This window comes from Acinetobacter sp. MD2(2019), assembly GCF_035615615.1.
In the GTDB taxonomy this organism is placed as follows: Bacteria; Pseudomonadota; Gammaproteobacteria; order Pseudomonadales; family Moraxellaceae; genus Acinetobacter.
The window spans coordinates 1-21295 of the sequence record NZ_VTDU01000011.1; the positions used below are offsets into that span (position 1 = coordinate 1).

22 protein-coding genes and 1 other RNA gene are annotated in these 21295 nt (G+C 39.9%); 9 read left to right on the forward strand and 14 right to left on the reverse strand.

Features of this window, described 5'->3' with window-relative positions; all coding sequences use genetic code 11:
• On the forward strand, nt 1–171 hold a 171-nt coding region (locus I2F62_RS07415; protein ID WP_324625973.1), incomplete at its 5' end, for an IS1 family transposase.
• Between the two features lie 211 nt (nt 172–382).
• On the opposite strand, the gene fdx is transcribed toward I2F62_RS07415, so the two are convergent.
• The 8 genes from fdx to I2F62_RS07455 form a co-directional block, all read right to left on the reverse strand.
• Nucleotides 383–721: an ISC system 2Fe-2S type ferredoxin gene (gene fdx / locus I2F62_RS07420; RefSeq protein ID WP_324626385.1), complete on the reverse strand. Its 339-nt coding sequence runs from the start codon at nt 719–721 to the stop codon at nt 383–385.
• A 10-nt stretch (nt 722–731) separates the two neighbouring features.
• Entirely contained in the window at nt 732–2594 is a 1863-nt protein-coding gene (gene hscA, locus I2F62_RS07425; protein WP_324626386.1) for a Fe-S protein assembly chaperone HscA, read from the reverse strand.
• 26 nt (nt 2595–2620) lie between these two features.
• Nucleotides 2621–3136, reverse strand: a complete 516-nt coding sequence (hscB, locus tag I2F62_RS07430; protein WP_324626387.1) for a Fe-S protein assembly co-chaperone HscB — start codon at nt 3134–3136, stop codon at nt 2621–2623.
• An 81-nt stretch (nt 3137–3217) separates the two neighbouring features.
• A complete protein-coding gene (gene iscA / locus I2F62_RS07435; RefSeq protein WP_324626388.1) occupies nt 3218–3538 on the reverse strand; it encodes an iron-sulfur cluster assembly protein IscA in 321 nt (106 codons plus the stop codon).
• 20 nt (nt 3539–3558) lie between these two features.
• Nucleotides 3559–3948 (reverse strand): Fe-S cluster assembly scaffold IscU, encoded by a 390-nt coding sequence (gene iscU, locus I2F62_RS07440; RefSeq protein ID WP_324626389.1) that lies wholly within the window; start codon nt 3946–3948, stop codon nt 3559–3561.
• A 75-nt stretch (nt 3949–4023) separates the two neighbouring features.
• A complete protein-coding gene (locus tag I2F62_RS07445) occupies nt 4024–5241 on the reverse strand; it encodes an IscS subfamily cysteine desulfurase (protein WP_324626390.1) in 1218 nt (405 codons plus the stop codon).
• A 1-nt stretch (nt 5242) separates the two neighbouring features.
• Nucleotides 5243–5716 carry an Rrf2 family transcriptional regulator gene (locus I2F62_RS07450; RefSeq protein WP_324626391.1) on the reverse strand — a complete coding sequence of 158 codons (474 nt, stop codon included), beginning with the start codon at nt 5714–5716 and terminating at the stop codon, nt 5243–5245.
• Nucleotides 5717–5827: 111 nt separating this feature from the next.
• On the reverse strand, nt 5828–6478 hold the full coding sequence (locus tag I2F62_RS07455) for a hypothetical protein (protein ID WP_324626392.1): 651 nt from the start codon (nt 6476–6478) through the stop codon (nt 5828–5830).
• A 452-nt stretch (nt 6479–6930) separates the two neighbouring features.
• Between I2F62_RS07455 and I2F62_RS07460 the strand changes: the two genes are divergently transcribed.
• The 3 genes from I2F62_RS07460 to I2F62_RS07470 all read left to right on the forward strand — a co-directional run bounded on the left by I2F62_RS07460 (nt 6931) and on the right by I2F62_RS07470 (nt 10632).
• Nucleotides 6931–7203, forward strand: coding sequence for an HU family DNA-binding protein (locus I2F62_RS07460; protein ID WP_324626393.1), 273 nt, complete (start codon nt 6931–6933; stop codon nt 7201–7203).
• 129 nt (nt 7204–7332) lie between these two features.
• Complete coding sequence (locus I2F62_RS07465) at nt 7333–9201, forward strand: SurA N-terminal domain-containing protein (RefSeq protein ID WP_324626394.1); 1869 nt, start codon at nt 7333–7335, stop codon at nt 9199–9201.
• Between the two features lie 396 nt (nt 9202–9597).
• Nucleotides 9598–10632: a 3-deoxy-7-phosphoheptulonate synthase gene (locus I2F62_RS07470; protein ID WP_324626395.1), complete on the forward strand. Its 1035-nt coding sequence runs from the start codon at nt 9598–9600 to the stop codon at nt 10630–10632.
• 70 nt (nt 10633–10702) lie between these two features.
• On the opposite strand, the gene gcvH is transcribed toward I2F62_RS07470, so the two are convergent.
• Both gcvH and I2F62_RS07480 read right to left on the reverse strand, forming a co-directional pair.
• Nucleotides 10703–11077 (reverse strand): glycine cleavage system protein GcvH, encoded by a 375-nt coding sequence (gene gcvH / locus I2F62_RS07475; RefSeq protein ID WP_324626396.1) that lies wholly within the window; start codon nt 11075–11077, stop codon nt 10703–10705.
• 83 nt (nt 11078–11160) lie between these two features.
• Nucleotides 11161–12033 carry a YbgF trimerization domain-containing protein gene (locus I2F62_RS07480; RefSeq protein WP_324626397.1) on the reverse strand — a complete coding sequence of 291 codons (873 nt, stop codon included), beginning with the start codon at nt 12031–12033 and terminating at the stop codon, nt 11161–11163.
• A 261-nt stretch (nt 12034–12294) separates the two neighbouring features.
• Between I2F62_RS07480 and ffs the strand changes: the two genes are divergently transcribed.
• Nucleotides 12295–12391: signal recognition particle sRNA small type (gene ffs / locus I2F62_RS07485), an RNA gene on the forward strand.
• Between the two features lie 9 nt (nt 12392–12400).
• On the opposite strand, the gene I2F62_RS07490 is transcribed toward ffs, so the two are convergent.
• From I2F62_RS07490 to I2F62_RS07500, 3 genes are all read right to left on the reverse strand, one after another.
• On the reverse strand, nt 12401–12889 hold the full coding sequence (locus tag I2F62_RS07490; protein WP_324626398.1) for a regulatory protein RecX: 489 nt from the start codon (nt 12887–12889) through the stop codon (nt 12401–12403).
• Nucleotides 12890–12948: 59 nt separating this feature from the next.
• Nucleotides 12949–13992 (reverse strand): recombinase RecA, encoded by a 1044-nt coding sequence (gene recA / locus I2F62_RS07495; RefSeq protein ID WP_324626399.1) that lies wholly within the window; start codon nt 13990–13992, stop codon nt 12949–12951.
• Between the two features lie 145 nt (nt 13993–14137).
• Nucleotides 14138–14578: an RNA-binding S4 domain-containing protein gene (locus tag I2F62_RS07500; protein WP_420713740.1), complete on the reverse strand. Its 441-nt coding sequence runs from the start codon at nt 14576–14578 to the stop codon at nt 14138–14140.
• A gap of 176 nt (nt 14579–14754) precedes the next feature.
• On the opposite strand from I2F62_RS07500, the gene I2F62_RS07505 reads away from it, so the two are divergent.
• Together I2F62_RS07505 and I2F62_RS07510 are read left to right on the forward strand one after the other, a co-directional pair.
• Nucleotides 14755–15618, forward strand: coding sequence for a 3'(2'),5'-bisphosphate nucleotidase CysQ (locus I2F62_RS07505; RefSeq protein WP_324626401.1), 864 nt, complete (start codon nt 14755–14757; stop codon nt 15616–15618).
• A 42-nt stretch (nt 15619–15660) separates the two neighbouring features.
• A complete protein-coding gene (locus I2F62_RS07510; protein ID WP_324626402.1) occupies nt 15661–16401 on the forward strand; it encodes a histidine phosphatase family protein in 741 nt (246 codons plus the stop codon).
• Nucleotides 16402–16433: 32 nt separating this feature from the next.
• On the opposite strand, the gene rpsT is transcribed toward I2F62_RS07510, so the two are convergent.
• Nucleotides 16434–16700 (reverse strand): 30S ribosomal protein S20, encoded by a 267-nt coding sequence (gene rpsT / locus I2F62_RS07515; protein WP_324626403.1) that lies wholly within the window; start codon nt 16698–16700, stop codon nt 16434–16436.
• Nucleotides 16701–17105: 405 nt separating this feature from the next.
• On the opposite strand from rpsT, the gene rraA reads away from it, so the two are divergent.
• Together rraA and mfd are read left to right on the forward strand one after the other, a co-directional pair.
• Nucleotides 17106–17612, forward strand: coding sequence for a ribonuclease E activity regulator RraA (rraA, locus tag I2F62_RS07520; protein ID WP_324626404.1), 507 nt, complete (start codon nt 17106–17108; stop codon nt 17610–17612).
• A 109-nt stretch (nt 17613–17721) separates the two neighbouring features.
• A complete protein-coding gene (mfd, locus tag I2F62_RS07525) occupies nt 17722–21186 on the forward strand; it encodes a transcription-repair coupling factor (RefSeq protein ID WP_420713741.1) in 3465 nt (1154 codons plus the stop codon).
• Nucleotides 21187–21295: the final 109 nt, after the last annotated feature.

The window sequence follows — 21295 nt, forward strand, 5'->3', positions numbered from 1 at the left end:
AAACAATTGATTGGTAAGTTTTTCACTGTGGGTATTGAAGGAAATAATTGTCGATTGAGGCATCGCATCAGGCGAGGATTTAGGAGAAGCTGTAACTTCTCCAAAAAGCTTGAGAATCATTTCAAAGCGTTTGATTTAGTGTTCTTTTATATCAACAATGGATCCGTCTAATGCCAGCATACTTTTTGAAACACCACCGAATAATTAAATGGTTTTAACGAGTTGTATAAATTAGCAAAGTTGAATACGTAGTACATTCGGTAGCCTTTCACTGTTGTTATGTAAAAATTATTTTTTATAGCTTGAATTTAATTTTCATCAGATGGCGAATCTATCAAATAAAAAAGGACTCAAGTTGAGTCCTTTTTTTATTTTTTGAAAATTAATGATTTTCTGATGCGTGGTTAATGGTGTATTTAGGGATTTCCACTTCTAAATCTTCATCGGTAATGACGACTTGGCAAGATAGACGTGAGTCAGGTTCTAAGCCCCAAGCACGATCGAGTAAATCTGCTTCAACATCATTCATTTCCGTTAAGCTGTCAAAGCCTTTACGTACCACAACATGGCATGTTGTACACGCAGCAGACATATCGCAGGCGTGTTCAATTTTAATCCCATTTTTCAATAGGCTTTCGCATAAATTCGCATCTGCATCTACATTAAACTCTGCACCTTCTGGGCAAATTTGTGCATGAGGAAGAACTTTAATACGTGGCATTCATCTTTACCTATTCAGAAGTTGAGTTTGACCAATCGTCTAATTTGGTGCCTTTGAGCGCATGATCAATGTGACGATTCATGCGTATTGCTGCAAAGGCATCGCTATAGATTTTAAGCTGTTCTACAGCCTGTTCGATGGCTTTAATATCTTGTGTTTCAAGCTGTGCTTGCAGGGCTGTTCGTGCATTTTCGAGTGCATCCAGTTGAGATGCCTCTAATAAGTGTTGATCAGCTTTTAATGCTTGCTCGAGTGCTTCAAGTTCGCGTTGAGCTTCAACTTTGGTTTCTTGCAAATGACGCAATTCTTTGTCTTGAGCGGCATATTCGAAACCTTCAAGGAGCAAACGTTGCATATCTTGATCGGCTAAACCATAAGATGGCTTAATATCAATACGCGCCTCAACGCCCGATGTGGTTTCTTTGGCTGAAACTGCCAAAAGACCGTCTGCATCGACTTGGAAGGTCACTTCAATGCGAGCTTGACCAGCAGTCATGGGTGGGATGCCGTGCAATACAAAGCGGCCTAAAGATCGGCAATGTTCGACTAAATCTCGTTCGCCTTGAACCACATGAATGAGCATGGCGGTTTGGCCATCTTGATAAGTGGTAAATTCTTGGCGGCGAGCCACAGGAATAGCAGTATTTCGCGAAATTAAGCGCTCGACCAATCCGCCCATGGTTTCTAAACCTAGCGAGAGTGGGGTCACATCAAGCAATAAAGAGCCATCTTTGATATTGCCAATCAATTGATCTGCGGTAATTGCAGCACCAATGGCAACCACTTCATCTGGGTTAATTGAACACAGCGGTGTTTGTTCAAAGAAGCGCGCAACTGCTTGTTGTACTGCATACGAGCGTGTAGAACCACCCACAAGTACAACATTATGAATATCTGTCAGTTCAAGCTTAGCATCACGAATCACACGTTTGCATACGCTAATGCTGTGGTCTAATGCCACTTGAATAATGCGCTCGAAGGTTGGGCGATCGAGTGCTAATTGATGGTTCGGTAGTTCTAGTTCTACCGATGCTGCATCGGACAACTGTTCTTTTGCACGGCGTGCAGCAACCATAAAGTGTGCATATTCAATATCGCTGAGTGTATCTATATTCAGCTGTTGTTTTGCCCATTTTACAATTAAGCGATCTAAGTCATCACCACCTAGTGCGGTATGTCCGCCTGTTGCGAGAACTTCAAATACGCCTTTGGAAAAACGTAAAATTGAAACATCGAATGTGCCACCACCTAAATCATAAATGACATAGTTACGATCGGTAGTGAGGGTGCTTTCTTGATCTAAACCGTAAGCCACGGCCGCAGCGGTAGGTTCATTTAGTAAGCGTAAAACATTTAAACCTGCCAGTTGTGCCGCATCACGCGTTGCTTGGCGCTGTGCTTCATCGAAATATGCAGGGACGGTAATGACTGCGCCATTAATCGGTTGTTCAATACTTTTTTCAGCACGGATTTTTAATTGTTTTAAAATATCTGCAGAAATTTCAACAGGTGTTTTTGCACCAGCATGGGTTTGAAATGCTGGCATTTCATTCGCTTCACCAACCAATTCATATGGATGCTGAAATTTTATATCTGCTTGTGAGCGACCCATGAAGCGCTTTACAGAAACAATCGTATTTTTAGGGTCTTGGGTAATAAACGGTTTGGCTTCTTCGCCATAGCTGAGCGGTGCGCCATAATAAACAATAGACGGCAGCAATACGCGACCTTGTTCATCTGGTAAAACTTTGGCTTGGCCTGAACGCATCGTTGCAACTAAAGAGTGCGTTGTTCCTAAGTCAATCCCAATCGCAATGCGATGTTCATGCGGAGCACTAGATTGACCTGGTTCAGCGATTTGCAAGAGCGCCATTAATAAAATCCTTGAAAAAGTAAAACTTAAAATTCATCGTCTAAATCAAAATGATCATCATCCAATAATCGATCTTCTGCTTTTTCGATGTCATTCATGACACGTTGGAAAAATTTTAATTTTCGCACCGTATCGCGTGCTTCAGACCAATCTTCGGCATCATAATCAATTTTGAATTCGCGGACTAATCCTGAAATCCATTGTTCAACTTCAGTTTTGAGACCTTTTAATTGATCTTCAGTACTTGCTTCATCAAGTTGTTCGCGAATTTCTAAGGCAGACTGTAAAAATTCAAAATCATGAATAGATTGTTCTAAACCTTGATCTTGTTTTTTTAGCGACAACAGATAGGCAGCACGACTGTCGACCAGTGATAGCGTTTTATAGGCTTGATTAATTTCACTAGATTGAATGAGTGCCTGAGCTTTATCTTGTGCTTTATCTGGATGATATTGTTGCTGCAGTTTTAAAAACTCTGATTTTAACGCAGTTAAATCAATATCAAGCGCAGTTGTTAAATTAAACAACTCAAAATGATTCATGGGGAGTTTTCCGCAAGCGATAAATGTTAATAAAACAGTGGATTATACACTGTTTTATTAAACGGAAGGAGGGTGAGTGGATTAGACGGTAAAAGACTCGCCACAGCCACATTCACCTTTTTGATTTGGATTGTTGAATTCAAAGCCTTCATTCAGCCCATTTTTCACATAATCCATCTCTAAACCATCAAGATAAACCAAGCTTTTCGGGTCAACAAAAACTTTCACGCCAAAATGTTCAAACATTTCATCGTGTGAATCGGCTTCATCTACAAATTCAAGTACGTATGCTAAACCAGAACACCCTGAAGTTTTCACCCCAATGCGGATTCCTTCACCTTTACCACGATTAAGTAGGTAATTGCGAATATGAGTCGCTGCATTTTCAGTTAAATTAATCATGAAAACTCCATTAATTCAGATTAAACATCTGCTTCTTGCTTGTGGCGATAATCTTCAATTGCGGCTTTAATTGCATCTTCAGCCAGAACAGAGCAGTGTACTTTTACTGGTGGTAGTGCAAGTTCATTGGCAATATCGATGTTCTTAATCGCTTGTGCTTGGTCAAGAGTTTTACCTTTTAACCATTCTGTAACTAGCGAGCTTGATGCGATTGCAGAACCACAACCATAAGTTTTAAAGCGAGCTTCTTCGATAACACCTTGATCATCGACCTGAATTTGCAAGCGCATTACGTCACCACATGCAGGTGCACCGACCATGCCTGTACCAACATTGGCTGAATTTTTGTCTAAAACACCTACGTTACGAGGGTTTTCATAATGATCGATAACTTTTTCGCTGTATGCCATGTTACTTCTCCGAACCTAGGGTACTAACCTGAGTATCAATATTTATATGAGGGTGAAAACATTAATCTCAATAGATTAATGTTCTGCCCATTCAACGGTTGAAAGATCAATCCCTTCTTTATACATATCCCAAAGTGGAGAAAGTTCACGAAGTTTTTCTACAGCAGATTTGGTTACTGCAATGACGTGATCAATTTCTTCTTCAGTCGTGTATTTACCAAAACTGAAACGAATCGAGCTGTGTGCTAATTCGTCAGAAAGACCCAATGCACGTAATACATAAGAAGGTTCTAATGTTGCAGATGTACATGCTGAACCACTTGAAACAGCAATATCTTTTAATGCCATCATGAGTGATTCACCTTCAACAAAGTTGAAGCTGACATTTAAATAGTTTGCAACGTTATATTCAGGGTGGCCGTTTAAGAACACTTGTTCTAAATCTTGTAAGCCATTCCAAAGTTTGTCGCGTAATACACGTAAACGGGTTTGTTCCGCATCTAATGTTTTACCCGCAATTTCAAATGCTTCACCCATACCTACAATTTGGTGTGTTGCCAATGTACCAGAACGCATACCACGTTCGTGTCCACCACCGTGCATTTGTGCTTTTAAGCGAACACGTGGATTACGGCGGACATATAACGCGCCAATACCTTTTGGACCGTAAGCTTTGTGACCAGAGAAACTCATTAAATCGACTTTCATTTTAGTTAAGTCAATTTCAACTTTTCCTGCGGCTTGTGCTGCATCGACATGCAAGAAGGTTTTATTCGCGCGCGTCAATTCGCCAATCGCTGCAACGTCTGTGATGGTACCAATTTCGTTGTTTACCATCATGAGTGAAACTAAAATTGTGTCTGGGCGTAAAGCTGCTGCAACCATTTCAGGGGTAATTAAACCCGTTTGCGGTTGTGGCTCTAAGTAGGTGATTTCAAAACCTTCTTCTTCAAGTTCACGGCAGGTATCTAAAACAGCTTTATGCTCAATTTTACTGGTAATAATGTGTTTACCTTTAGATGCATAAAATTGTGCGATGCCTTTAAGTGCTAAGTTGTCTGATTCAGTTGCACCTGAAGTCCAAACAATTTCACGTGGATCTGCTTTAACAAGATTCGCGACTTGCTCACGCGCATATTCGGCTTTTTCTTCTGCTTGCCAGCCGTAAGCGTGCGAACGTGAAGCAGGGTTACCAAATGTACCGTCAACTGTAAGACATTCCATCATGCGCTCAGCAACTTGTGGATGTACTGGTGTTGTTGCGGCATAGTCTAGATAAATAGGGCGTTTCATGTTAAATACCTGTAACCGATAAAATTTCTGAGTCAAAATGAGTTGAATTTTGTCGAAGCGCAACCATTTGAACGTTGTCACGTACAAGCAGGTCAGCTAACGATATTTTGGCTAGGTAATCGGCAATATGGTTAGATAGGTTATGCCATAAGTCGTGTGTCAGGCACATTGCGCCATTTTGGCAATTGCCTTGATGATCACAACGCGTGGCATCTACTGTTTCGTTTACAGCTTCAATGATTTCTAAAACGGTAATTTCCTCTGCGCTCTTAGCCAAATGGTAGCCACCATTTGCACCACGAACACTAGAAACTAAGCCATGACGTTTCAGCTTTGCAAATAACTGCTCAAGATAAGCAACAGATATCGTTTGACGAGTTGCAATTTCTGCAAGCGTAATCGTTTGATCAGCAGGCTGCAATGCAAGGTCAAGAAGAGCAGTGACTGCGTAGCGACCGCGAGTGGTTAAGCGCATGATTCGATACACATGTTTAGACTAGAGACTAGAATTTTAAGAATCCTGACTAAATTAGTCAAGTTTTTTAATTCATAAGTTAAAGATAAAGTTTTCAAAATATTATTATGATTAATGCATGAATTGAGTATACCCCAAAATCACCGAAAGTACGATAATAATACAGGCGAAGAACAGGTTTAATCTAAATTGCTTGCTTTGCAAATGACGGATTCTGTTTTTCTGCTGTTTGACTTCAATTTGCAGTGACGCAATTTTAGAGCGTTGAAACTCAATTTTTTCAAGCAGTGGGTTAATTCGGCCTTTTGAGGCGATGGTTTCGGTGCTTTGTTGGCTGCGAAACAACCATTTTTTCCAGTCACATGCCAGTTTCGGCAGCGCCAGTTGAATCAGTAAATCTTTGAACTTGTCTTTAGTTTCGGCATGATCGCAATACATGCGAATGCTACGCGTGCTGCGAGTATTGCCTAAAACTAAGCTTTGAATGTAGTTAAAAATGGTTGCACTAATTTCTAAATCGGGTTCATTTGCAGGCGGTTGTAAGTCAAATAAAATGCCTTCTTTCGTGAATCGAACATAAAAATCTAAATAAGGAATGTAGCAGTTCACTTTGACTGTGAGTTGTTGGTCGATAAATTGTTGTGCATGCAGTTGTACAATATCATCGTGTTTTAAAATAAAACTGTAGAAAGTTTCTAAAGCAATCATGCTGACATTGAGTAAAAAATGCGGCTGTTCTTGTGTCTGCTGTGACTTATTCATACGTTTAAGAATTCCTAAAAGCTCATCTTCACTTTTCTGTGCATATGAAAATAATCTAAGGTTGGTTTTTAGATGACTTTGAGCAAATGTGCAAGTTATATATGTAAACACAACAGTACAGCTTTAAACAAATATTCATTGATGCTGGAGTGTTCAATCTGCGTTTTCATTAAACGTAAGATGAAAATTTCTGCGTCTTTATTTGATTGTTTTTTGTTTCAAATGGCTAATTTTAGTCTGGTGCTTACTTTGAGCTTACCGCACATTGAAATGTGGATCTTTTAGGCAAACGGTTTAGATTGCTTCTTTTTTATCGTATTTTCTCTGAAAATTGAATAAAAGCATTTGTAGAGTATTGCCTTTTGCCCCTAAGCATTGCTATAAAGGCACTATACAGGATATTTAAAAGCCTTGGACTCAAACAAACTCAATACTATAGAGGACTCATCTTCATGAATAAATCAGAATTAATTGATGCGATTGCTACCAAAGGGGGTTTGTCTAAAACTGATGCTGGTAAAGCATTGGATGCGACAATTGCTTCAATTACAGAAGCATTAAAAGGTGGCGATACAGTTACTTTAGTTGGTTTTGGTACTTTTAATGTAAAAGAGCGCAGTGCACGTACTGGTCGTAATCCTAAAACTGGTGAAGAACTACAAATTAAAGCAAGCAAAGTTCCAAGCTTTAAAGCTGGAAAAGGCTTAAAAGATTCTGTTGCTTAATCAGGAATCTGTTAAACGCGCCTTAAGGCGCGTTTTTTTATTGGAATTTAAAAAATAATCTGTGTGAACACATTCATTCATTTTGTGATTTCAGTTAAAATCGCAGCCAAATAAAATATTGGAATACTTATGGAATCGTTTCGTAAACTGATTAAAGGTTGGTTGGGTATAGCATTGCTCGTGTTATTCCTAACACCTTTAGCGTTAGTAGGTATTGAAGGATATTTTAGTGGATCGAACAAAACCGATGTAGCTAAAACAGTAAATGGCCAAGACATTACCAACAAAGATTTAGATGATTTGGTTAAAGCATATCAGCAGCAATATCTACAATATGTACAAGGAGATGCATCACTTCTAAATATGGATGTGATTCGTACTTCTGCGTTAGATACGCTTGTCGCAAAATCGTTACTTTTACAACAAGCACAAAAACTAGGCATTGGTTTAAGTGATGCGCAATTTGTGCAAATGTTGTCTCAAGTACCTGAATTCCAAGTTAATGGGAAATTCAGTGACGAAGCTTTTGGTAATTACTTGCGTAACAATGGCAAAACCAAGGATCAGCTGATTGCAAGCTTGCGCCAAGACAATTCTTTAAAAATGCTATCAGGAACGATTTCAAATTTTGCATTGGTGAGCAATGCAGATATTGAGCAATTGGCCAATATTGAAACCGAGCAACGCGATATTTACTTAGCCAGCGTTAAGCTTGATGAATATAAAAAGAATATTCAGTTAAGTAATCAAGATATTGCCAATTACTACAATCAACACAAAAACAGCTTTAAGCAAAATGCCAGCGTAGATGTTGATTATGTAATGCTCTCACCAGATATGTTCACAACCGCTGTACCTGCTGCAACCGATGCTGAAATTCAGCAAGCGTATAAAAAGTATGTCGATCAGGTGAATAAAAGTGCAAACAAAGTGGTGCGCCATATTTTAATTTCACATGATGGCCGTACCGATGCAGATGCATTAAAACTTGCAAATGACGTGGAAGCAAAAATTAAAGCGGGCATGAGTTTTGATGCAGCAGCAAAACAATACTCTGAAGATTCAAGCTCGAAAGCCAAAGGCGGTTTACTTGAGGGTTATCAAGCCGGTACGTTAGGCTCAAAAGAGTTTGATGATGCGGTTGCAGCCTTGCCGAATGGTCAAATTTCTCAGCCAGTCAAAACCAGTTTTGGTTACCATATTATTGAAGCGACTGCGCCAAATACGCATGTGCCAAGCCTAGATGCGGTAAAAGCGCAACTGGTTGCGGATATTGAGAAAACCAAGAAAACCAACGCGTTCACCGATGCCGTGAATAATTTGAATGAAACCGTTGTTGGTGCCGATGATTTAGCGCCAATTACCCAAGCATTTAAAACAGCAAAAGTGAATAGTGCTCAGGGCATTACTGCTTTAACTAAAGATCCTGTTTTGGGTGATTTAAACGTCAAAACAAAATTATTTAATGATGATGTGAAAAATGGTGACCGCAATATTTCAGGTAATATTCAGTTAGCCAGTGGCAATGTGCTTTGGGTGAAAATTAAAAATTATCATCCAGCAGGGGTGCAATCTTTAGCACAGGCGACAGCCGCAATTAAAGTGAAGCTGATTGATCAAAAAGCTGAAGCTTTGGCGCAAGCAAAAATTGCCAGCACTTTAAATGCCTTTAAAACTCAGCCATCTGCACAAGTATTGGCAAACAGCCCAATTAAGTTTGAAAAAGCGGGTATTTTAACGCGCCAAAACTTAAAAGCAGATATTGCGAATGCTGCCTTTACATTACCAGCGCCAAAAGCAGGTATGTGGTCGGTAACTACAACAACCTTGCCAAATGAAATGGTGGTGATTGGTGTCGCTAATGTGACGCGTACAGGTTCAAAAACCTTGAATGCCGAGCAACTGCAACAGCTAAAAAATAGCTACCAGCAAACGCGTAATGAACAAGAGTTGGCCGATTATATTGAATATTTAAAATCTAAAGCCAAAATGAAATAATTTCTAGGTTCATAAAAAAAAGCGCTGCGGCGCTTTTTTTATTTTCTTTTATCTAAAATGTTGCATTCCTGCAAAAAGCAGCGTATTTTCAATAGCAAGATTTTTTTATTTTAAGCACATGTTATCTAAGCAACCTACTTTAATCACTTACGTATATTTTTGGCACTTTAAATAGTCGCCTGAATACGTTTGGGCAAAAAATAGGTTGCCCACGTTAAATTTCAAACCTGACTGGCAACCCCAGTCAGGTTTTTTATGTTTTAAGGAATGCAAAATGCTCATATTCAACTATTCATATTTTAGCGCGTATTTTTTTATGTTTTTTCGTACGCCGCATAGTCAACACAAAATACCACGCTTAACATGAATTTAGAGGGAAACCCTCAGGACGTTTATATGAATACTCATCATTCTAAAAATCAACATTTGACCACTCCAGAACAATTAAAACAACAATATCCGCTAGATGCGTTATTGGCACAGCAGATTGCCTCACAACGCCAAACCGTTGAAAATATTTTATCTGGCAAAGATAAGCGGCTATTGGTGATTGTGGGGCCATGTTCAATTCATGATCCCGCTGCCGTGCTGGAGTATGCACAAAGACTTCATCAATTACAGGCACATGTTGCAGACGAGCTGTTTTTGGTTATGCGCGCCTATATTGAAAAACCAAGAACCACTGTGGGCTGGAAAGGATTCTTGTACGACCCCGATTTAAATGATCAAGCCAATTTACAAAAAGGTTTGGCGCAATCGCGTCAGTTATATTTACAGTTAATTCAGTTGGGGTTGCCACTTGCAAGTGAGATTTTAAATCCAATGGTTACGGGGTATTTTGATGATTTATTGGCTTGGGGTGCTATTGGTGCAAGAACATCGGAATCGCAAATTCATCGTGAAATTAGTAGTGGGCTCGCTTTCCCTGTGGGCTTTAAAAATGGTACAGATGGTTCGGTACAAATTGCTTTAGATGCTATTCAATCGGCTAAAAATGTACATCAATTTTTTGGAATGAGTCCATCTGGTCTGCCAGCGGCACTTTGCTCACAAGGCAATCCACATCCGCATTTAATTTTGCGTGGTTCAAATACTGGTGTGAATTATGACGCGAGTTCAATTGAAATGATTAAACAAAAACATCTTCATTGCCCAGCCTTAATTGTAGATTGCAGCCATGGCAATAGTCAGAAAAATCCATTACAACAACAAGCGGTGTTGGGGCAAATTGTTGCAGAGTTGGCGCAAACACAAGTCAAAGGTGTAATGATTGAAAGTCATCTGGTCGATGGTCAGCAAAAAATCACGAGCAACATGACCTATGGACAATCGGTTACAGATGGCTGTTTGGGTTGGGAAAAAACCGAGCGATTATTGCGTCAAGCTGCACAGTTATTGCAACAGCATAAGCAACTGGCTTTAACGGCATAGAAATAAAAATCGGCATTTAATTCATTAATTAAATGCCGAAATTCTTAAAATCAATCAGTTTAATGTTAGCTTATAAACCGGCTTCATAATCTGTATTTGAAAGCAAGTTGTCTAGATCATCTAAATTATGCGGTTTGATTTTATATAACCAACCTTTGCCGTATGGGTCATCATTTACAAAATCTGGGTCATCTTCGAGTGTGGTATTGATTTCGACAATAGTGCCTGCAACTGGTGCGTAAATGTCGGACGCTGTTTTGACGGACTCTACAACACCTGTTTGTTCACCGGCAGTCACTTCACGACCAATTTCAGGCAATTCGATATAGACCAAATCGCCTAACGCATCTTGAGCATGATCAGAAATCCCTGTAACGACCAAATCGCCTTCAATTTTTGCCCATTCATGGCTTGAGGCATATTTTAATTCCGCAGGATGTTGCATAAAAAACTCCTTAAACTTCAGAAAACTGTAAACATCTGATGCTGCCTAGCATAAAGTAAATTTTATGCGGGCAGTAGGGGATTTTAAGTTTTTTTAACAAAACCTGCTTCTTGAGATTTTGGATATTTGGCTAACAATTGCTGGCGGTATAAATTGGCAGAAACACTATTTTTATCAATATTTTTGGCAATACTATACAGTTGATACACAGCGCGAGAGGCCTTTGCCGACTGCGGATATTGTTTGGCAACAATCTCGTAGTTCTTTTTGGCTTCGGTATAGTTTGGTGGTTCAATTGCTAAATAGAATTCCGCCAACCAAAAATGTGCATTGCCAATATAAACACTGTTTGGGTAGGTTTTAATAAAACTTTGCATTGGGCTAATTGCAGATTTTGCGCCACCTTGTTTATATGCATCTAACGCCGCTGTGTAGGCTTGCTTTTCATTTGCAGGCTTATTATTTGGTGCTGTTGTTCCTGTAGCGGGGGGATTCGCTGGAGTGTTTGGTGCTGTCGTGGTTTTTGTGGCAGGTGCTGCATTTGCTGGTTTATTGCTTGGCGATGCATCATTAGTTGCAGGTGTTGCTGAGTCGCTTTGGCTGTCGTCAGTTGAGGCGTCGGTATCTGGATCGACTTTTTGTTGCAGCATTTGTATTCTTTGATCGAGATCGTTATAACGATTCTCAGCATCCTTTTTTAACTGATCTATGCTGTTTTGCTGCTCTTCTAATGAACCACGTAACGCGCGTACTTCATTTTCAAGACGTTCAGTTTTTTGTACCAATTCCCAGTTTAAATTGGTGGGAATGTTTGCTGTACTCGTCGCAGTTGGTGTGCTCACATTATTTGGGCTGATATTACTTTGACTTAAATTGACATTTTCGATGGGTGCTGCCCAAATCGAATTCATCGCCATGTAGGCAATACATCCCAATGCTGTTTTTTTAAATTTCATAATCCAACCCAAAAAGAAAAAGCCGAAAAAGATCGACAATGCGAATGTGTTTAATTATCAAGTTTATATAAAAATAGGCAATAACTATTTACAATCTCACAGCATATTTTTCTATGGTGGATAAAACTTCAGCGTTAAACAGTAAATTTAAACTGAATTGTATTTTTTACAAACAAACAGATGCGCTTATGGTTTTTTTTTCAGGATTTTGACTTGCACGACGTTCTAAAATCTCTATAATCGTCGTTGTAATGGTAGCCCTGCTGGTAGCTTCGCAATTGTACTCTGTGAACCCCGCCAGGACCGGAAGGTAGCAACGGTAACAGAAATATGATGTGCCGAGGTTTTGCTAGTAGGGCTGCCACCATTATTCTAATAAATCATTCTCTTGTTTAAGAATCGCTTTAAAAATCACATCCATATCATATCCTCTGTATTGTAAATATCTGACTTGCTTTGCAATTTCTTTTTGATCTTTGCTGACGGTTGTACCGAATTTCTTAATTTTTAATTGATAAGCTTGTTCAAGCCAATCGACATCATCTAAATCTGTTTCAATATATTCTGGATCTAGCGCCTTTTTTTGCAAAGCTTGAGCAATTCTGCGCGGGCCTTTACCTTGTCTAATTTGGCTAGATAACAACATTTTTGCCACACGTTCATCGCTTTGGTAATGTTGTTGCTCTAGTTCTTCAATTAACTGATGCACTTCGTCTAAATCTTGTGCATAACAAGCAAGTTTGTTTTTTAATTCTTGCTTGGAATATTCGCGTTTTGCCAGTAAAGCGAATGCGTAGGAACGCAGGCGAGCACCAGTCATGGTTTTTAATGCGTCGGGCGAGGATTTTTTGTACATAAATAAACCTAAGATGAAATAAAAACGCCCCGAAGGGCGTTCTTTGTAAAATGTATTGGTTAGCCTTCAAGGAAGTCTGGAGTTTCTTCTTCCGCTTGCTCGACAGGCGCATTATTTTTAGTTAATAATTGCTCGCGAATTTGCGTTTCAATTTCTTGTGCAAGTTTTGGATTCTCTTCTAAATAACGAATGACATTATTTTTACCTTGGCCAATTTTGTTGCCTTGGTATGAATACCAAGCACCAGCTTTTTGCACAATTTCTTGTTGTACAGCTAAATCAACCACTTCACCCAGTTGATTCACGCCTTTACCATACAAAATTTGGAACAATGCTTCTTTAAATGGTGGTGCCATTTTGTTCTTCACGACTTTAACTTTCGTTTCAGAACCAATAATTTCATCGCCTTCTTTCACTTGTCCGATACGGCGAATATCTAAACGCACAGATGCGTAGAACTTAAGTGCATTACCACCAGTTGTTGTTTCTGGGCTACCAAACATCACACCAATTTTCATACGAATTTGGTTAATGAAAATCACCATACAATTCAGGCGTTTGGCGTTACCAGTAATTTTACGTAAAGCTTGACTCATTAAACGTGCTTGTAAACCCATATGTGAGTCGCCCATTTCGCCTTCAATTTCGGCTTTAGGGGTTAATGCAGCAACCGAATCGACAACAATAAGGTCGATTGCCCCAGAACGAACCAACATATCAGCAATTTCTAAAGCTTGTTCGCCATTGTCTGGCTGTGAAACCAAAAGGTTGTCAATATCTACACCCAGTTTGCGGGCATATTGTGGATCTAATGCATGCTCGGCATCAATAAATGCGCATGTTCCACCTGCTTTTTGGCATTGTGCAATGGCTTGTAATGTCATGGTGGTTTTACCTGAAGATTCAGGACCATAAATTTCGACAATACGCCCTTTAGGCAAGCCACCAATACCAAGCGCGATATCGAGGGTTAAAGAACCTGTAGATACGGCTTCTACGGCTTGAACGGTATTATCACCCAAGCGCATAACGGTATTTTTACCAAACTGTTTTTCAATTTGACTCAAAGCGGCATTCAGTGCTTTGCTTTTGTTTTCATCCATCTTACGACCTCAAAACGATAATAATGTCTGTACACACTAAAGTGGATGTATAGGAAAGATAATCTCGACACCACGGCATTATACTGACAGATTTAAATGAAATTGGCTATGTTGATTTTTCAGTATGCGACATAACATGTCGCACTCATTCGTCGTGATAACTCCATGAAGATTCATAGTGTTGATCATGATCGTGCTTAAATTTTTGAATCTGGCGGCGGTCTTTTTTACTTGGTCGATGATCGGGTCGGGCCAAGTTTTGTAATTTCCGTTGTGAAGCAAAAAGTTCACGGCGCGCAATACTGGTTTCGGTTTCATTGTAAAGCTGCTGAGCAACAGGCGCGGGCCCACGAACGTCAGACAGCGCTTTAATCACCACAGTTTTTTTATCTATGCCTTGTTGGATGGTTAGTTCCATGCCAATGCGGATTTCTTTAGAAACTTTGACCCGTTCATTTTGGTGATGAACCTTGCCGCCTTCAATAGCCGCTTTGGCAATAGAACGCGTTTTAAAAAAACGTGCCGCCCAAAGCCATTTGTCGACACGCATGCCTTGATTCGTTTCTTCGTGTTTGTTCATGCACATCCTATCTTGTAAAACAGCGTCATTTCTTTAAGTTGCAAGAAATTGAGCTTTATCTATAGTGAAGCAACTAACTATATTTAATGTACTATTATAGAATAAGGTCAACTGTCTAATTTACAAGCCTTAAGCATTAAAGTTTGCTAAAAAATAGATGTGTGGAATGATAAAGGAAGATTATGTTTAAAGCTTGTGCTGCGCCTCAAGATGCATTTATTGATGATGTTGTGACAATAATATCTGCTGCAAATTTAATTTTACAGCAAGAATATCAAACATATTGTTTGGCGTCCGAGCAGTTTGATGTTCAAATCAAAACCGATCATTCGCCAGTGACTCAAGCCGACCTCAAAGCCAATGCATTTATTGTTCATGCACTTGGTGAAAAAACACCAGATATTCCTGTGTTGTCCGAAGAAGGTGATATTGCTTTGCGCCAGCAATGGTCGAAATGTTGGCTGCTTGACCCACTAGACGGAACCAAAGAATTTTTAAAAAAACGACCAGAATTTACCATTAATTTGAGTTTAATTGAGCATGGTCAAACCTTATTTTCTGTGATTGCTGTACCTGCGCAGCAAATTATCTATTTGGGTTATACCCACCAAAAACCGTATAAATATGATCAGAAAAATCAGCAGTGGCAATCTTATGAAGCATCTATGGCAAAGCAGCAAAAATTAAAGCTGGGTTTGAGTCACAATAGTCGGCAAGCTGAATATCAGCAATTGATGCAGATATTGCAACAAACACAGATGGTTGAGCCGGTTTTTTCAGGCAGTGCCTATAAATTTTGTATGATGCTAGAAGGTGAAATTGATTTATATCCGCGCTTTCATCCTACCTGTGAGTGGGATACCAGTGCAGGGCAAGGGTTGCTTGAAAGTGTCGGTGGTGGATTAATTACTTTGGATGCCAAACCGTTTCGTTATAACGTGCGCGATACAGTATTAAATTCAGGCTTTTTGGCTTTTATTTCTGTAGATACGAAAGCGATTGCTTTGAACGCGTTAAATCTGATGAAAAAATCAGGCATGGGTTAAGTGTGGTATATTAAGTCATAAAACAGTAATGAATACATTGCAATGTCATTAGAATTATTACCCAAAAGCATGCTGCAAGCGATTGATTTATTGCCGGAAGCACATATTCCTGTCACACTTTTTACTCGGCATTCGGTGCGAGAAATTGTGGTTGGGCAGGGTCTTGCCGGCTATGACTTACAATTAACAGAAGACGGTAAAATACTCGCACAAGCTTGGGGTAAGTATTTAATAGAGCATACACATCGGGTGATTCAGCATTGTATTTCTAGCCCAATTCAGCGTTGTATTGATACCGCAGCATTAATGATTCAAGGCGCTGACCAAATTGCGCGCTGTTCGAATACACATCATATCGAAATTATCCAACATGGATTGTTGGTTGAACCCGGAAGTTTTGTATTAGATATTCAGCAAGCAGCGCCATATTTTAAAGAGCAGGGCGCGTTAGGTTTTATTAATAGCTTTGTGAATAATGCATTGCCGGGAATGAAGCATCCAATTGCTGGTGTGGTCGATGTACTTGAATTAATTTATAACACGCATCCACAACAAGCCGGTGGGTTAAGCTTGGCTGTTAGTCACGATACAATTATTGCGGCAATGCTGACTGTAATGCGCAATCAAAATTACTTAGATAAAAGCGATTGGCCAGAAATGATGGAAGGTGTTTTTGTGTGGTTTGAAGGCGATTGTTTTGCCCAAAGCGTTTTAAAGTGGATTTGGCGAGGCGAGTTGCATCAATTGTCCATTCAGGAATTTCAGCAACAAAAGCCAAGATAACAAAAAAGCCCCTTAGGGCTTTTTTTAATGCATTAGTTAGCTAAAGCTTTAACTTGTGCATTTAAGCGGCTCTTGTGACGAGCTGCTTTGTTTTTATGGATGATGCCTTTGTCAGCCAAACGGTCGATAACAGGAACAGCTTTTGTGAAAGCTTCTGTTGCAACAGCGTGGTCACCAGTAGCAATCGCACTTAAAGTACGTTTGATATAAGTACGAACCATAGAACGCAAACTTGCGTTGTGTTTGCGCGCTTTAATGTTTTGACGCGCACGTTTTTTAGCCTGAGCAGAGTTTGCCACTCTTGCACTCCTTGAATTAGATTGGTCTGGGCGGGCTAAAACAGATTGAAACTACTCAATTTGCCTGAACAAGCCCGTAAACAAGAGCGTTATTTTGATAAAACATTGCTCTTAAGTCAAGTATTATCAAGGTTTGATCTAACTTAGATTTTAAATAAGTATAAAAATTGTGCAAAAAGAGGGCTTTAAAATTCTAAATAATACGAAAAACCGATAAACACCTCGTATTGATCTCATCATGCTGCTGCGTTGGATGCATTTTGTAAAACATTAGGGCGTTAAATAGTATGTAAAATTTACTCGCCTTCTTGTCGCTTATACCTTGGTCTTAAGGTGGGCTACATTGGTTGGAAAGATTAAAAAATATGCTAATTTAAAAAATTACAATACATCGAGCAGAATATTATGGTTGCTTTTATCACCTGTGATTTATTGGATGATAATCCAAATGAGGCGATTGCAGTTATTCCTTCAGACTTAGACGGGAAATTTTTTAAAAGTTATGGAAAAGTAAAAACTTTTTTTGGTGAAATTGTTACTGTGAAATGCTTTGAGGATAATTCTCGCGTTAAAGAGATTTTAGCAACTGATGGAACAGGTAAAGTTTTATTGGTCGATGGTGGCGCATCCATGAATTGTGCCTTAATGGGCGATATGATTGCAGAATCTGCGGTACAGCATGGCTGGAATGGCGTCATTATTTATGGTTGTGTGCGAGATGTCGATATTTTAGCAACCTTGAATTTAGGTATTTTTGCCTTAGCCGCAACGCCGAAAAAGAGCCTTCGACAAGGTGTGGGCGATGTGGGTGTCGATATTCATTTGGGCGGTATTCAAATCAAATCGGGACAATATGTCTATGCCGACAATAACGGTATTTTAATTGCGGCACGTAATTTACTTATGTCTTAGAACATTCCTTGAGAACCTTTATAGAGAAAAGTCATGAATTGCGCTGAACAGATAAAAACAGACGTGGTACTATGTTTAAATATCTAAAAACAGGCTATTTCTTAGATCCATGTCTATTTTTTCAACGTATATTCAACGACTAAACTTAGATCAATTAAAGCAACATGAAAAGCGCTGGGCGGGTGGCTTGCTTGGTTCGGCAACAGCGCTGTTATTAAAAGAAGTGGTGCAGCAGTCTTCACAATTATACGTGTTGATTGCACGAAATAATCAGCACTTGGCGCAGTTAGAAAGTGAATTTGAATTTTATGGATTAAAGCCCACCATTTTCCCAGATTGGGAAATTCTACCGTACGACCGTTTATCGCCACATCAAGATATTGTGTCAGAACGCTTGGCAATTTTATCTAATATGCCCAAAAGCGGCATTGTTTTGGTTTCTGCAACCACTTTTGCGCAGCGCGTTTCCCCTGTGAATTGGGTGTTGGGCGAGCATTTTGACATTCAAGTGGGGCAGAAATTTGATTTAGCCCAACAAAAGAAACGTTTGATTCAAGCGGGTTATCAGTTGGTCGATACCGTTTACGATCATGGTGAGTTTGCCGTTCGTGGCAGTATTATGGATATCTATGCTTCGGGTCAGCAAGCGCCCATTCGCATTGACTTGTTTGATGATGAAATCGATTCGCTTAAATTTTTTGATCCTGAAACCCAAAGAACCACGCAAAACTTACAAGAATTTCGTATTTTACCGGCAAAAGAATTTCCGCTTAAAGATGCACGAGCAACTTTTCGCGAACGTTATGCCGAAAAATTTCCTACCGCCAATCCTAAGAAAAACCCTATTTATCAAGATGTGTTAGAAGGGATTTCATCGTCAGGATTAGAGTTTTACTTTCCATTGTTTTTTAACGCAGCAGACATGGAAAGCCAAAGTAGTTTAAGTGACTATTTCCCCGCAAATACCATTGTGGTGGCAACGGACGATTTAGATGCGCTGTTAGTACAGTTTTGGGCAGAGGTTTATCGGCGTTATGAAGATCGCCGTCATAATATAGATCAGCCTATTTTAGCACCAGAAGATTTATTCTTAGCGCCGCAAAAAGTCGCGCAAGCACTGAATCAGTTTAAACGCTTAGTGATTTCATCTGAAGCATTTGCGCCAAAAGCTGGTGTAGTCAATATAGATACCTTAACGCCACCGCAATTGGCTGTAGATGCCAAGTCTGAATATCCTTTTCATAAAGTCAAAGATTATGTCGATGCAGTCAATTATCCAGTCCTTTTTGTTGCCGAAAGTGCCGGTCGGCGTGAAACACTAAAAGATACTTTACGTTCAAGTTTTGGTGATATTGCTCAGGTTGACTCTTTTGAGCAGTTTTTGCAGTCTAAACATGCGGTTGCCATTACCAGCGCGCCTTTGGATCGCGGATTGCTCATTCCTGAACAACTGGCGATTATCTCTGAAAATCAGCTGTATGAGCATCGCGTGGTGCAGCGGCGTAAGAAACGTCAGCAGGAAATTTCTGAAGAATTTTTGGTTCGCAGTTTAACCGAACTGAGTATTGGCGCACCGGTGGTACATCTTGATCATGGTGTGGGCCGTTACGCGGGGTTGGTGACGTTAACGATTGATGAGCAAGAATACGAATTTTTGCAGTTAAATTATGCCGATGAAGCCAAAATTTATGTGCCAGTTTCAAATTTAAATTTGATTAGCCGTTATAGTGGCGGTGATCCAGATTTGGCGCCATTACACAAGCTTGGAAATGATCAATGGTCGAAGGCGAAACGCAAGGCCTTAGAACAAATTCATGATGTCGCAGCAGAGTTGTTGCATATACAAGCACGGCGACAGTCTAAACCGGGGTATGGTTTTGAAATTGATCAACGTTTATATATGCAATTTGCCAGCGGTTTTGCCTATGAAGAAACATTAGATCAGGCCAATGCTATTGATGCCACCTTACACGATATGCAACTGGCGAAGCCAATGGATCGCTTGGTTTGTGGTGATGTTGGTTTTGGTAAAACCGAAGTTGCTATGCGGGCGGCATTTGTGGCGGTACAAAACAATAAGCAAGTCGCAGTTTTGGTGCCAACCACCTTGCTTGCACAGCAACATTATGAATCGTTTAAAGACCGTTTTGCCGATTGGCCGATTCGCATTGAAGTATTGTCGCGCTTTGGTTCGACCAAAACGCACAATTCAACTATTGAAGATTTGGCTTCGGGCAAAGTGGATATTGTGATTGGTACACACAAAATTTTGCAAGAAAATATCCAGTTTAAACAATTGGGTTTAATGGTGGTGGATGAAGAGCATAGATTTGGTGTGCGTGATAAAGAGCGTATTAAAGCCTTACGTGCCGATGTGGATATGTTAACCCTGACAGCGACCCCTATTCCACGAACCTTAAATATGTCATTTAGTGGTATGCGAGATTTATCGATTATCGCCACGCCACCCGCTCGCCGTTTGGCCGTTAAAACGTTTGTACAAGAAGAAAGTGACGCAACCATTAAAGAAGCCGTGTTACGTGAATTATTGCGTGGTGGTCAGGTTTATTTCTTGCATAACGAAGTCGACACCATTGAGCGAACCGCAGAAAATATTCGTGTTTTAATTCCAGAAGCGCGGGTTGCGGTTGCACACGGACAAATGCGAGAGCGTGAACTCGAACAGGTCATGCAACAGTTTTATCATAAAGAATATAATGTATTGGTGTGTTCAACCATTGTGGAAACCGGAATTGATGTTCCGAATGCCAATACCATTATTATAGAACGCGCAGATAAACTCGGATTGGCGCAATTACATCAATTACGTGGTCGCGTCGGTCGCTCGCATCATCAAGCTTATGCGTATTTGTTGGTTCCTTCGATTAAGGGATTAAAAGGCGATGCCGAAAAACGCCTAGATGCCATTCAACGCGCTTCAACTTTGGGCGCAGGCTTTATGCTTGCAACCGAAGATTTAGAAATTCGTGGTGCAGGTGAATTACTTGGGGAAAAACAAAGTGGTTCAATGCAGGCAATTGGTTATAGCTTGTATATGGAAATGCTAGAAAAAGCGACCAAAGCCATTCAAAAGGGCAAAACCCCTAATTTTGATGCGCCACTCAGCCTGACCGCAGAAATTAACTTGCATATGCCGGCATTAATTCCCGATGAATATTTAGGTGATGTGCATCAACGATTATTGTTTTATAAACGGATTAGTAACGCAAATACCGCCGAGAAACTCAGCAACATTCGTATGGAATTAATTGACCGTTTTGGTGTGCTGCCTGTTGCGGTGAAACAACTTTTTAGTGTGCATGAAATTCGTTTGCAAGCCGAAACTTTAGGTGTGACCAAGGTCGATATCCATCAAAATGGGGGATATATCGAATTTTCACCCGATACACCCGTACAGGCCATGAGCATTATCCAGATGATGCAAAAACAGCCGACTTATTTTAGGATGGAAGGTGGGCAACGACTGAAAATTACCGTTGCACTCGAAGAATATGAAAAACGGATTGGTTTTATCCAGCAACTCTTTGCGCAATTACAAAAAGACTGTCATTAAGTCGATGCAGAACAAATACATGACAGTTTTGATGCAAATTTTAGAGCCAAGTACAATTCCAATTCGGTGATTGTCTTGGTTCAACGAATTAAGCGCATAAAAGCTTACA